This is a genomic window from Amycolatopsis taiwanensis DSM 45107 (assembly GCF_000519205.1).
Classification (GTDB): Bacteria; Actinomycetota; Actinomycetes; order Mycobacteriales; family Pseudonocardiaceae; genus Amycolatopsis_E; species Amycolatopsis_E taiwanensis.
Map to the genome: position 1 here is coordinate 146432 of NZ_JAFB01000010.1, position 12476 is coordinate 158907.

General features: G+C 69.6%; 13 protein-coding genes. 7 read left to right on the forward strand and 6 right to left on the reverse strand.

The genetic code is table 11. The annotated features are described in order from the left end of the window. Positions 1 to 12: 12 nt before the first annotated feature. Together A3CU_RS44270 and A3CU_RS0110120 are read right to left on the reverse strand one after the other, a co-directional pair. Positions 13 to 798: a helix-turn-helix transcriptional regulator gene (locus A3CU_RS44270; RefSeq protein WP_052371613.1), complete on the reverse strand. Its 786-nt coding sequence runs from the start codon at positions 796 to 798 to the stop codon at positions 13 to 15. Positions 799 to 862: 64 nt separating this feature from the next. Further along, complete coding sequence (locus tag A3CU_RS0110120) at positions 863 to 1543, reverse strand: O-methyltransferase (protein WP_084143187.1); 681 nt, start codon at positions 1541 to 1543, stop codon at positions 863 to 865. A gap of 218 nt (positions 1544 to 1761) precedes the next feature. On the opposite strand from A3CU_RS0110120, the gene sigE reads away from it, so the two are divergent. The 4 genes from sigE to tatB all read left to right on the forward strand — a co-directional run bounded on the left by sigE (position 1762) and on the right by tatB (position 5239). Next, on the forward strand, positions 1762 to 2364 hold the full coding sequence (sigE, locus tag A3CU_RS0110125; RefSeq protein ID WP_211246393.1) for an RNA polymerase sigma factor SigE: 603 nt from the start codon (positions 1762 to 1764) through the stop codon (positions 2362 to 2364). Next, on the forward strand, positions 2361 to 3044 hold the full coding sequence (locus tag A3CU_RS0110130; RefSeq protein ID WP_027942182.1) for a zf-HC2 domain-containing protein: 684 nt from the start codon (positions 2361 to 2363) through the stop codon (positions 3042 to 3044). The genes sigE and A3CU_RS0110130 overlap by 4 nt, the downstream gene beginning before the upstream one ends. Before the next feature lie 172 nt (positions 3045 to 3216). Continuing rightward, on the forward strand, positions 3217 to 4713 hold the full coding sequence (locus A3CU_RS0110135) for a S1C family serine protease (protein WP_027942183.1): 1497 nt from the start codon (positions 3217 to 3219) through the stop codon (positions 4711 to 4713). A gap of 127 nt (positions 4714 to 4840) precedes the next feature. Further along, the gene (gene tatB, locus A3CU_RS0110140; protein WP_027942184.1) at positions 4841 to 5239 is read left to right on the forward strand and encodes a Sec-independent protein translocase protein TatB; all 399 of its coding nucleotides are present in this window, start codon (positions 4841 to 4843) and stop codon (positions 5237 to 5239) included. 147 nt (positions 5240 to 5386) lie between these two features. Here tatB and A3CU_RS0110145 read toward each other — a convergent pair whose 3' ends face one another. The 4 genes from A3CU_RS0110145 to A3CU_RS0110160 all read right to left on the reverse strand — a co-directional run bounded on the left by A3CU_RS0110145 (position 5387) and on the right by A3CU_RS0110160 (position 9342). After that, the gene (locus A3CU_RS0110145) at positions 5387 to 6532 is read right to left on the reverse strand and encodes an Mrp/NBP35 family ATP-binding protein (RefSeq protein WP_027942185.1); all 1146 of its coding nucleotides are present in this window, start codon (positions 6530 to 6532) and stop codon (positions 5387 to 5389) included. A 77-nt stretch (positions 6533 to 6609) separates the two neighbouring features. Next, positions 6610 to 7104, reverse strand: coding sequence for a DUF1003 domain-containing protein (locus tag A3CU_RS0110150; RefSeq protein ID WP_027942186.1), 495 nt, complete (start codon positions 7102 to 7104; stop codon positions 6610 to 6612). After that, positions 7097 to 8389, reverse strand: a complete 1293-nt coding sequence (locus A3CU_RS0110155) for a magnesium transporter MgtE N-terminal domain-containing protein (RefSeq protein WP_027942187.1) — start codon at positions 8387 to 8389, stop codon at positions 7097 to 7099. The genes A3CU_RS0110150 and A3CU_RS0110155 overlap by 8 nt, the downstream gene beginning before the upstream one ends. Before the next feature lie 104 nt (positions 8390 to 8493). Further along, positions 8494 to 9342, reverse strand: a complete 849-nt coding sequence (locus tag A3CU_RS0110160) for an aminoglycoside phosphotransferase family protein (protein ID WP_027942188.1) — start codon at positions 9340 to 9342, stop codon at positions 8494 to 8496. Between the two features lie 223 nt (positions 9343 to 9565). Here A3CU_RS0110160 and A3CU_RS0110165 point away from each other — a divergent pair, with 223 nt between their 5' ends. The 3 genes from A3CU_RS0110165 (at position 9566) to A3CU_RS0110175 (ending at position 12367) form a co-directional block, all read left to right on the forward strand. Beyond that, positions 9566 to 10402, forward strand: coding sequence for an SPFH domain-containing protein (locus tag A3CU_RS0110165; protein ID WP_027942189.1), 837 nt, complete (start codon positions 9566 to 9568; stop codon positions 10400 to 10402). A gap of 153 nt (positions 10403 to 10555) precedes the next feature. Continuing rightward, on the forward strand, positions 10556 to 11752 hold the full coding sequence (locus tag A3CU_RS0110170; RefSeq protein ID WP_027942190.1) for an acyl-CoA dehydrogenase family protein: 1197 nt from the start codon (positions 10556 to 10558) through the stop codon (positions 11750 to 11752). 96 nt (positions 11753 to 11848) lie between these two features. Next, a complete protein-coding gene (locus tag A3CU_RS0110175; RefSeq protein WP_027942191.1) occupies positions 11849 to 12367 on the forward strand; it encodes a YflT domain-containing protein in 519 nt (172 codons plus the stop codon). The last annotated feature ends 109 nt before the right edge of the window (positions 12368 to 12476 follow it).

Sequence of the window (12476 nt, forward strand, 5' to 3'; positions counted from 1 at the left end):
CGCGGGCACGCGTCAGGGCCCGGCGGTCGCGACCAGGGGTTCCGTTGCCGGTGAGGCCAGGGGCGGTAGCGCGACCACGACCGGCGGCGCCCAGTCCGGGCGCGCATCGAGCAGGATCTCCCGATGGTGCCGGAGACTCACCGCGCTCACGTGCATCGGCTCGGCGGCGGCCCCGGACACGGTCTGCCCGGGCACGAGCTGGGCCTCGGCGTCGGCCAGGGCGGGCAGGGCCGCGGCGAGCACCCAGTAGGTGCCAGGGGGTATGCCGGTGAGCACGAAGTCGCCGGTATCGCCCAGCAAGGCTCCGCTGACCGGGATCCCGCGCGCGCTCTGCCGCGGGAACAGCCCAACGTAGACGGCCGGAAAGCTGCCGAGGGCCGCGAGCGCGGCGGGGCTGAGCCGGACCGAGCCGCTGACCGTCCCGCCCCGTGGCGCGCCGCCCGGCACCAGTACCGGCTCGGGCGGCGCGTCGGCGAGCAGGGTGGGCAGGCGACGGAACTCGAGCGGGGACCGCCCGACCGCGGCGGTGAACCGGGTGGTGAAGGTCCCCACCGACGTGAACCCCACCTCGTGACAGACATCGATGATCCGCAGGTCGCTGGCGAGCAGGAGACGTTTCGCGCGCTGGAAGCGATGGGCCGCGAGGAAATGGCCTGGCGGCATGCCGAGGTGTCGTTCGAAGGCCCGCGCCAGGTGGAACGGGCTGTAGCCGACGTGGTCGGCCACATCACCGAGCACGATCGGCTCGTCGGCGCGCGAGGCGAGGAAGCGCGCGGCTTCCACCACGGTGTTCCGCACGGCGCACCTCCCGGAATCGGACCTGGCGGCATGCTGCCACGGGAGTCCGACACTTTTCGGACGATCAGCGCGCCGCGCCGACGAGCAACCCCCCACCGAGTGGCAGCAGCAGCGGCACGAGCCGCTTGTCCTCACGAAAGGCCCGGCCAAGCTCGCGCGTGGCGAGCAGGCTCGGTTCGCGGCGGCCAGGGACCTCGGTGCGCGGCGTCAGCACACCGTGGAAGGCGAGTACCCCGCCCGGCCGCAGCAACTGCACCCCGAGCTCGTAGTAGCCCAGGTACTCGGCCCGTGCCGCGTCGACGAACACCAGGTCGTAGCCGCCGGTCGTCAACCGTGGCAGCACGTCCAGCGCCCGCCCCATGATCAACCGGGTCCGCCCCGACGGGAAGCCCGCGTCGACGAAGGTCTTGCGGGCCGCCCGGTGGAACTCGGGCTCGATGTCGATTGACGTGAGCACCCCGTCCGGGGACATGCCGCGCAACAGGTACAACCCGCTGACGCCGGTGCCGGTCCCGATCTCCACCACGGCCCGTGCCCGCAAGCTGGTGGCCAGGAAGGTCAGTACCGCGCCCGCCGCCGGGCAGACCGGGGTGCAGCCGAACTCCTCCGCCCGCCCGCGGGCGGCGAGCAGCACCTCGTCGTCGGGCAGGTAGCTATCGTCGGAGCTCACGCGGGAGAGATTAGCGTTGGGCGCAGGGCAAACCGTGCAAGAGAGTAATCTTGTTGCGATTTTGCGCGCTTGCATCCAACTGCCGCGCGCAGCGCGTCCGTTGCGGTCGGTGGTGGGCCGGCGCGGTGGGCGATTCTCCGGGCCGCACGCACTCTCAGGTGGCTCTCAGTGGCATCTCACTAGACACATAAGAAGACCGACGAAGCTTGGTGTCCTACGGGAACACGGCGCGGATCTTCCGCGTTGAACCGAGCAGTTGGGAGAACAGCCTGATGGAGGTGTCTTTCCCGCCGATGCAGACGAGCCTGACGAACGAGGAGCGGGCGGCCGAGGGCCGTCCGGTGACGGTGGACGAGGCAGCCTGGACGCCGCCGTCCTGGGATGAGGTTGTGCGGGAGCACGCTGACCGCGTGTATCGGCTCGCCTACCGTCTCACCGGCAACACACACGACGCCGAGGATCTCACCCAGGAGACCTTCATCAGGGTTTTCCGCTCGCTGGCGTCCTACAAGCCGGGGACGTTCGAGGGCTGGCTGCACCGGATCACCACGAACCTCTTCCTCGACATGGCGCGCCGCCGCTCGCGGGTGCGCATGGAGGGACTGCCCGAGGACACCGACCGGATCGTGGGTGACGATCCCAGCCCCGAGCAGGTGTACAGCGACACCCACCTCGACCCGGACCTGCAGGCCGCGCTCGACGAGCTGCCACCGGAGTTCCGTGCCGCCGTGGTGCTGTGTGACGTCGAAGGCCTTTCGTATGAGGAGATCGGCGCGACTTTGGGCGTGAAGCTGGGCACGGTGCGTAGCCGGATCCACCGCGGCCGGCAGGCTCTGCGCGCCGCGCTGGAGCGGCGTCGCGCACTTGAACAGGAGACCGTGGAGGCTTCCCTATGACCGAGCCGCGAGGTTGGGGTCCCTTCGCCGAGTCGCACCTCATGCCGGATGCCGTCGTCGCCTTCGTGGACGGCGAGCTTTCCCCGGGGGCGCGGGACCGCGCTGCTTCGCATATCGCACGTTGCCAGATCTGCGCCGCCGAAGCCAGCGCGCAGCGCCAGGCCCGGGCGGCGGTCAAGCATGCCCAGACACCACAGATATCCGCGGGATTCCTGGCGAGCCTGCGGGCCATCCCACAGCACACGGACCTGCCCACCTCGCCCGACAACCTCGCGGTCACCGAAGACGGGCAGCTGGTCGCGATCCAGCGACCGGACCGGGTGCCCGGGCTGGGTATGTCCACCCGGCTGGGTTCCTCGGCGCCGCTGGGCACGAGTGCCCCGCTGGGCAGCGGTTCAGCGGTGCTCGGCGCGGACGCCGACCGCCCGAGTTCGGGTTCGGTACGCCGGCGGGCGGCCCAGGGCGCGGGCGTGGTCGTGTCGGGACTCGTGCTGAGCGCGCTGGCGATCGTGGTGACCTCCGGGGGCACCAGCGGCACCGCGCAGGTCCCGCAGCAGACCGGCGGAACCCCGCCCGGGGTGCTGCGCGCGCAGATGGGCGGTGGGGCGGACACGCCACCGCCGACGACGACCACCACCACGACTTTGCCTGCCGTCACACAGGTCGTCCAGACCCGCTGATCGTTGAGCGCGCCGCCCCAGGGGGATACGGGGGTCTGGGCCAGTTACCGGTCGCCGAAGGCACTGACGCTTGCTTCACTGGCTGAGCTACATAATCAGTGGAGCGCCGTCCAAAACGTCAGATGGGCACCGTGTTGTATTGTCACGCGAAAGTCGCCTGTACCGGGGAACGATGAACCAGCCCGAGCCGCGAGCAGAGCCACGCCTGCCGCCCAGGCCCGTCGACCGGCCTCCCGTGGATCCGGCGCAGGCCGCTGCCTTCGGCCGGCCGCATGGCGTGGCGGGGGCGTTCGACCGGCTGCCCACTCCAGGGGCGTCCAATGGCGCCGCCATCATCGCGAAGCCTCCCACTCCGGAGTCGCTGACGGAGGCGTTCGGGCGGCCGCCCGGCGCGGAGGACGTGCTGCTCCAGCGGCCCGCCGATTACACCGGGGAACCCGCCGCCGACGCGGCTGAGGATCCGTTGTGGTCGAAGACCGCCGACCCTTGGCGCGACCCCGGTGCCGCGGCCGTGCTGGGCAGCCCTGCCGTCGAACCGGACAACGGCGACGAGGACGGCAGCGAGCGCCCGAAGGGCGCGATGCTGTCGCTGCCCGAGGTGCTGTTCGGGCGCCGGGTCAAACCGCTCGCGCTCGCCCTGCTCGGGGTGATCTGCCTGGTCATCGGTGCGGCCGGTGGGGTGGTCGGCTGGTGGGTGTCCGACGCACTGGCCGGCACGGCGACCATCTCCGAGGCGGAGGCCGGGAAGGAACGCGCGCCCGGTTCGATCGCGGACATCGCCCGCCGGGTGTCACCGGCCGTCATTTCGATCGAGGTGGTCTCCGGCCGGTCCGGAAGCATCGGTTCCGGCGTGATGATCGACCCCCAGGGCTATGCGCTCACCAACAACCACGTCATCTCGCTGGCGTCCGACGATCCACAGGCCACCATCACGGCGGTGTTCACCGACGGCACGCGAACCCAGGCGAAGGTGGTGGGCACCGACCCGAAGACCGACCTGGCCGTGCTCAAGGTTTCGGTGGCCAACCCGACGGTGATCCAGATCGGCAGGTCGTCCGACCTGGCGCCCGGCGACTCGGTGATCGCGATCGGTTCGCCGCTCGGGCTGCAGAACACGGTGACGGCGGGGATTGTCAGCGCCCTGCACCGGCCGATCAGCGACCCGGGCGGCAGCGGGCTTCCGCCGGTCACCACCGACACCATCCAGACCGACGCCCCGATCAACCACGGCAACTCTGGCGGCGCGCTGGTGGATTCCACCGGCGCACTGGTCGGAATCAACTGGGCGATCCGCTCGGAGGGCGGCTCCGGGCAAGGAGGCAGCATCGGCATCGGGTTCGCGATCCCGGTCGATGACGCCATCAAGGTCGCCCGGGTGCTGATCAGCTCCGGGCAGGTCAAGCACCCCGAAATCGGGCTCAACGTGGCGTCCGTCTCCGCCGACACCTCGGAGGGGGCGCGGGTGAACAACGTCGCTGACGGTGGTCCGGCGGCGCGGGCGGGGATCGCCGAGGGTGACGTCATCACCAAGGTCGGCGACCGCATGGTGCGCGACGAGGCGGAATTCACCGTGGCCGTGCGGGCGCACAACGCCGGCGATGTCGTGGCCATTCAGCTCGTACGGCAGGGACGCCCGCTCGTCGTCAACGTCACCTTGGGTTCGGACTGAACCGGCCCGCCCCGGTGACCGCGGCATGAATTTTCCGGCGGAAGAGCTGTCCCGGGCTGGTGACGGGGCCATTACCGGGTCCGGCCGAGTACCCTGATGAGGGTTCAACAGGTGCGGAGGTGGACAGGTGTTCAGCAGCGTTGGGTGGGGTGAGATCCTCGTTCTTGTCGTCGCCGGTCTGTTCATCCTCGGTCCCGAGCGGCTCCCGGGGGCGGCGGCCTGGCTGGGGCAGAGCGTGCGCAAGGTCCGTGAGTTCGCCAGCGGCGCTCGGCAGCAGCTCAAGGACGAGATGGGGCCCGAGTTCGACGATTTCCGCAAGCCGCTGGAAGATCTGCGCCAGCTGCGGAACTTCGACCCCAAGCGGGCGATCACCCAGCACCTGTTCGACGGCGACTCCGACCCGTTGGGCCTCAACGGCACGAGCGGCGGCAGCACCAAGCCGAACGGCTACCCGACCGCCCCCGCGGCCAAGCCCGAGCCGCTCAAGCCGGGGGAGAAGCCGCCGGTCGACCCCGACGCCACCTGATCCTCGCCCCCTCGCCGGCCGAGCGGGCCTCGTCCGCGCGCCGGTGAACTGGTCGGCGGGAGGCCCGGTTTTGGAGCAAGGGGCGTTTGCTACGGATCATCCGTAGCAAATCCACCTTCCTCCAAAACCTCCGAAGGCAAGCGCGGGTCAGCGGCGACCGGTCGGGGTGACGTTGAGCATCCGGCCGGCGAGACCGCGGGCGCGGACGGACAGTTTGGTCGCGATGTCGCGCAGGACGGTGGCGGCGGAGGCCTCCGGGTCGGCGAGGACGATCGGCGTGCCGGCGTCACCCTGCTCACGCAGGCGCGGATCGAGGGGAACCTGGCCCAGCAGGGGCACGTCGGCACCGGTCGCCTGGGACAGGGAGTCCGCGACCTGCTGGCCGCCACCCGAGCCGAAGATCTCCATCCGGGTGCCGTCCGGGGTCACCAGCCACGACATGTTCTCGATCACGCCGGCCAGCCGCTGCCGGGTCTGCAGCGCGATCGCCCCGGCCCGCTCGGCCACCTCGGCCGCCGCCTGCTGCGGGGTGGTGACCACCAGGATCTCGGCGTTCGGGATGAGCTGCGCGACCGAGATCGCGATGTCCCCGGTGCCCGGCGGCAGGTCGAGCAGCAGGACGTCCAGATCTCCCCAGAACACCTCGGCGAGGAACTGCTGCAGCGCCCGGTGCAGCATCGGGCCCCGCCACACCACCGGGGTGTTGCCCGGGGTGAACATGCCGATGGAGATGACCTTCACCCCGTGCGCCTGCGGCGGCATGATCATCTTCTCGACCCTGGTCGGCTTGCCCTGCGCGCCCAGCATTCGCGGCACCGAGTGGCCGTAGATGTCGGCGTCGACCACACCGACCGACAGGCCGCGCTCGGCCATCGCGGCCGCCAGGTTCACCGTCACGCTCGACTTGCCGACTCCGCCCTTGCCGGAGGCCACGCAGTACACCCGGGTCAGCGAGCCCGGTTGCGCGAACGGGATGACCGGCTCGGCCGCGTCGCCGCGCAGTGACCGCCGCAGTTCGGTGCGCTGCTCGTCGCTCATCACGTCCAGTTCGACGCGCACATCCCGGACGCCGTCGAGCTTGCTCACCGCGGCGGTCGTGTCCCGGGTGAGGGTCTCCTTGAGCGGGCAGCCGGCAATCGTCAGGTAGACCGCGACCGTCACGACCCCGTCGTCGACCTTGACGTCCTTGACCATGCCGAGCTCGGTAATCGGCTTCCTGATCTCCGGGTCGTGGACGTTCTTCAGCGCCGCACGCACGTCGTCGACGGTCGGGCTCTGCTGCGTAGTGGTCATATGCGTTCCTCCGCGAGAACGGCACCGTGGTCGCCGTGATTGCCGCGCGTCGACCCGAGGGATGTCATGTGTCCATGCTACGGACCGGATTTGGTCTTGCGCGGTCTGGCTTTGAGATCTTCGCGGAGCTTGTCCAGCTCGCCGCGCAGGTAGTCACGGGTAGCCACCTCGCCGATGGCCAGGCGAAGCGCGGCCAGTTCGCGGGCCAGGAACTCGGTGTCGGCCTTGGTCTGCGCCGCGCGGCTGCGGTCCTCTTCCAGGGCCACTCGGTCTCGGTCGTCCTGCCGGTTCTGGGCGAGCAGGATCAGCGGCGCCGCGTACGCGGCCTGCGTGGAGAACGCCAGGTTGAGCAGGATGAAGGGGTACGGGTCCCAGCTCAGCGCGGCCGCGCTGAGGTTCAGCCCGATCCACACGATCACGATCAAGGTCTGCCAGAACAGGTACTTGCCGGTACCGAGGAAGCGGGCGAGTCGTTCGGACACCCGGCCGAAGGTGTCCGGGTCGAAGCTGATCGCCCTGCGCGTCGTCGCCCGCGGCTGGTCGAGCCGCCGCTTGGCGAGCAGTTCAGGCATTCTTCACCTCCTGGGTTTCGGTCACGTCGCGGAGACCGGTCTCTCGCCAGTCTTCGGGGAGAAGATGGTCGAGCACGTCGTCCACCGTGACGGCGCCGACCAAATGGTCCTCGGCGTCCACCACCGGCCCGCATGCCAGGTTGTAGGCGGCGAAGTACCGGGTGACCTCGGCCAGCGGGGCGGTCGGGTCCAGCGCGGGCAGGTCGGTGTCCACCGCGCCGGCGACCAGTTCCGCGGGCGGCTCCCGCAGCAGGCGCTGGAAGTGCACGCAGCCCACGTACCGGCCGGTCGGTGTCTCGGTCGGCGGACGGCAGACGAAGATCATGGTCGCCAGCGCCGCCGAAAGATCGGCGTTGCGGATGCGCGCGAGCGCCTCGGCGATGGTGGCGTCGGGGGTGAGCACCACCGGATCGGAGGTCATCAACCCGCCCGCGGTGTCGGACGAGTAGGTCAGCAGGCGTTTGAGGGGCTCGGACTCCTCCGGCGGCATCAGGTCGAGCAGCCGGCTCTGCTCCGCCGGGGCCAGTTCGGCGAGCAGGTCCGTCGCGTCGTCGGGGTTCATCGCTTCGAGGATGTCCGCGGCCCGTTCCTCGGGCAGGTGCGCGAGGAGTTCCTTCTGGTCTTCGTAGGGCAGCTCTTCGAGGACGTCGGCCAGCCGCTCGTCGTCCATCGAATCGGCGATCTCGTACCTGCGCTTCGCCGGCAGGTCCCGCATGGTCGCCGCGATGTCGACGGCCCGCATGGTGTCGAACAGCATGAGCAGCTGGCCGGCGCCCTGGGGCTGGCCGGACAGGTCGGTCAGGCTGAGGCCCGAGACGTCCGGCCACGGCAGCACCCGCAGTGAGGAGCGCCGCTTGCCGATGCCGAGCCTCGCGCCGCGTTCCCGCACCGCGACCTTCGCCAGCACCCAGTCCCGGGTGCGCGTCGGCTCCATGGCGGCGTCCAGCACGGTGACCCGGGTGCCGGTGGCGGCCAGCCGCGCGTGGGCGTCGGTGACCTGGCCGAGTACGAGCACCTCGTTGGGGCGCCGGTGGAACTGGCGCATGTTGACCGACCCGGTGGCGAGCGTGACCGCATTCGGCTCGATCGAGGTGATCCGCAGCATCGGCACGAACACCCGTCGCCGGGTGGACAGCTCGACGACCAGGCCGAGCACCCTCGGGGGCTGCTGGTCCAGCCGGAGCCCGGCCACGACATCCCGGACTTTCCCGATCGATTCACCATCGGGGCCGAACACCGGCAAACCGGCGAGCTGTGCAGCAAAAACCCTGTTCACGGGGGCCATGCGAGAAAGATTAGGCATAGTGGGAGCCCGCTCGCCGTCCAGGCTCCGCTTCTCCGGCGTGCGGTTGGTCACCGTTGGCTGGAGACTGAGCGCACCGCCGAGGATCAGCCCACCTTCCGCGCGGCCCAGTGCGTGATGGTGGCGAGGCCGGGCGCCATGGCTTCGGCCGACTCGAGTGCCCACAGCCAGTTCTGTACGGCGCGCACGAAGGTCCACGCGTGCGCGCGGGCCCGGTCGAGTCCCGCCGAACCGACCACGACGGCGAATTTCTCCTCCATCGTGGACTCGTCGATCCTGTTCCACAGCAACGGAATGACGGCGAACTCGGGATCCCCCGCGACCGGCTTCGGGTCGATCACCAGCCACGGCTCCCGGGTGCCGGCCAGCACGTTCTCGTAGTGCAGGTCCTCGTTGACGAGCATCGTGCCGCTTTCCGGCCCGAGCTCACGGCACAGGGCCACGGCCGTGTCGACCAGCCGCCGGGGCACCGGCTCGCCCAGTCGTGCCCACGTGGCCGGCAGGGTCTCGGTCAGGCGAGCGGCTTCGTCGCGCAGGCGCCGGATCGGGGCGGGCGCCGGGACGCTGAGCCGGCGGAGCAGTTCGCCCGCGATCTCGGTGGCTTCCACGATCGGGCGGTCGTTCAGCGTGCGACCGGCGTCGAGGCGCTCCAACAGGAGCGCGCCCTGGCTGGGGTCGCTTTCCAGCAGCAGCACCGCGCCCGCGCCGTCCCATGTGGACAGTGCGGTCGGCTCGTCCCGGGTCTCGGTGTCGAGCCAGGTCAGCTTGAGGACGGCGGGTGCGCCATCGGCCCGGGTCACCGGCAGTACCAGCCCGACGAACCCGTGCATCGGTTCGCCGTCGGGTTCGAGTCGCCAGCCGGTGAGGAAGCGTTCGGCGAGCGCGGGCAGCGCTTCGATCCACCTCCGCGCCGCCGCGCCTTCGCGCCTGATCATGTCGTGAGCGAAGCTTTCCGGTACCCGAAGCACGAGCCAAGCATGCCGTTTTCGGCGGCCGGTATCCCGGCCGGGGCGTAGAGGTAGCGCCCCGCAAGGCGCCGTTGCCCGGGCTCGGGTGCCCGCCGAGTGTCTTGAACGATGTTCTTGTTGAACTTTTGGCCTGTGGCGGGCGTAACATTCGATAAGGGCAATACGGACCGGGTCGCAACCGGGAGCTGCCATGTTGGTGGAAATCATTGTCGCGGTCGCCGCCGCCGGGGCCGTCTGGGCCGGCGCGAGCCTGCGAGTCGTCAGGCAGTACGAACGAGGTCTGGTCTTCCGGTTCGGGCGAGTGCGATCGCGGGTCCGGGAGCCCGGGCTGGCCATGCTGGTGCCGATCGCCGATCGCCTGCAGAAGGTCAACATGCAGATCATCACCCTGCCGGTGCCGGCGCAGGAGGGCATCACGCGCGACAACGTCACGGTCCGGGTGGACGCGGTGGTCTACTTCAAGGTCATCGACCCGGTGGTCGCCGCGGTCAACGTGCAGGACTACCGGTTCGCGGTCGGCCAGGTGGCGCAGACGTCGCTGCGCTCCATCATCGGCAAGAGCGACCTCGACGACCTGCTGTCCAACCGTGAGCGGCTCAACCAGGGCCTGGAGCTGATGATCGACTCACCCGCGCTGGACTGGGGCGTGCACATCGACCGGGTGGAGATCAAGGACGTCGCGCTGCCCGAGACGATGAAGCGCTCCATGTCCCGCCAGGCCGAGGCCGAGCGGGAGCGGCGTGCGCGGGTCATCTCGGCGGACGGTGAGCTGCAGGCGTCGACGAAGCTCTCGCAGGCGGCGGCCACCATGGCCGACACGCCGGCGGCGCTGCAACTGCGCCTGCTGGAGACGGTCGTGCAGGTCGCCGCCGAGAAGAACTCGACGCTGGTGCTGCCGTTCCCGGTGGAGCTGTTGCGCTTCCTCGACCACGCCACCCGGCACGGCGAGAAGATGCAGGTCCCTCACGAGGAGCCGGCCGACGGCCAGACCGCGCCGTCACCGCGGGTACCCGAAGAGACCACGTGAGCGGCTCTACAGTGCTATCGGCCGCCCCCGTGGTCAAACCGGTAGCCGACGTGAAGGAGTCGCGGCCTGGCTACCCGGACACGTTCCGAATGACTCAGTGCTGATCCAGGGTCATACTCATCGGTAACAACCGCGAAGACCCAGGAGTCGAGCATGGCCCGTCTCGCCCAGACCGCCGGTCTCACCGACGTGCAGTCCGAAATCCTGTCCACCGTGCGCGCGTTCGTGGACAAGGAGATCATTCCGCACGCGCAGGAACTCGAACATGCCGACGCCTATCCCGCCGACATCGTCGAGGGAATGAAGGAGATGGGCCTGTTCGGGCTCACCATCGGCGAGGAATACGGCGGGCTCGGCGAATCACTGCTCACCTACGCGCTCGTGGTGGAGGAGATCGCCCGCGGCTGGATGAGCGTGTCCGGTGTCATCAACACGCATTTCATCGTCGCGCACATGATTTCGCGGCACGGTACGCCGGAGCAGAAAAAGCATTTCCTGCCGAAGATGGCCACCGGCGAGATCCGCGGCGCCTTCTCGATGTCGGAGCCGGACCTGGGCTCGGATGTCGCCGCGATCAAGACCCGCGCCAAGCGGGACGGCGAGCATTACGTCATCGACGGCGCGAAAATGTGGCTGACCAACGGCGGCACCGCGAATCTGGTCGCACTGCTGGTGCGCACCGACGAGGGCGCGCCGAAGCCCCACCAGAACCTGACCGCGTTCCTGGTGGAAAAGCCCCCGGGATTCGGCGAGGTCGCGCCGGGCCTGACGATTCCCGGGAAGATCGACAAAATGGGGTACAAGGGCGTCGACACGACCGAGGCGGTGTTCGACGGCTACCGCATCGGCGCTGAGGCGATCCTGGGCGGGGCACCTGGCAAGGGATTCGCGTTCATGATGGACGGCATCGAAGTCGGGCGGGTGAACGTGGCCGCGCGCGCGTGCGGGATCGCGATCCGCGCCTTCGAACTGGCCATCGAGTACGCGCAGCAGCGGCAGGCGTTCGGCAAGCCGATCGCCGAGCATCAGGCGATCGCGTTCAAACTGGCCGAGATGGCCACCAAGGTGGAGGCCGCGCACCTGATGATGGTCAACGCCGCCCGGCTGAAGGACACCGGCGCCCGCAACGACGTCGAGGCCGGGATGGCCAAGCTGATCGCGTCCGAGTACTGCGCGGAGGTCACCCAGGAAGCGTTCCGCATCCACGGCGGCTACGGCTACTCGAAGGAGTACGAGATCGAGCGCCTCATGCGCGAGGCGCCGTTCCTGCTGATCGGCGAGGGCACCAGTGAGATCCAGAAGACCATCATCAGCCGCGGCCTGCTGCGCGAATACCGTGCCAGGCAGTGACCGGCCGGAGGCGAACGTGGGACATATGCCCGTCTCGCGTGGTTTCCTGGGGATTGGCAGGATGAATTCACTCCGTTGGCAGACACAGCACAGGTGATGATCGTGACCGGCCCGTTTTCCTCCGCAAGACGCCCAGCTCAGGGGTTGCCGCGCACGCCGACGCCGCCCACCGGGTGGCCGATCGGCTCGTACGCCACCTATACCGAGGCGCAACGCGCGGTCGAGCACCTGGCCGACAACGACTTCGCCGTCTCGGACGTCACGATCGTCGGCGTCGACCTGATGTTGGTCGAGCGGGTGATCGGCCGGCTGTCCTGGGGCAAGGTGCTCGGCACCGGCGCCATCTCGGGTGCCTGGTTCGGCCTGTTCGTGGGGCTGCTGCTGAGCTTCTTCAGTTCGGGCGTGAGCCTCTACCAGCCCATCCTGGTCGGCCTGGTCTCCGGCATGCTGTTCGGTGTCGTCTTCGCCGCGATCAGCTACGGCTCGACACGCGGTCGCCGCGACTTCTCCTCGGCGAGCCAGTTGGTGGCCGGGCGTTACGACGTGTTGTGTCAACCCCGGAGTGCCGAGCAGGGCCGGGACCTGCTCGCGAAGCTTGCAATGCGCCCTTCGTGACTCCGCGCGCCGAACGCGTGCGTTGATGGGTGGGGAGGGCCGTAGCCGGAGCACGTTCGACAGGGCTGTCGGACGGAGGGCGGCTGAATCGTTACGGTTTGTGCTTGCC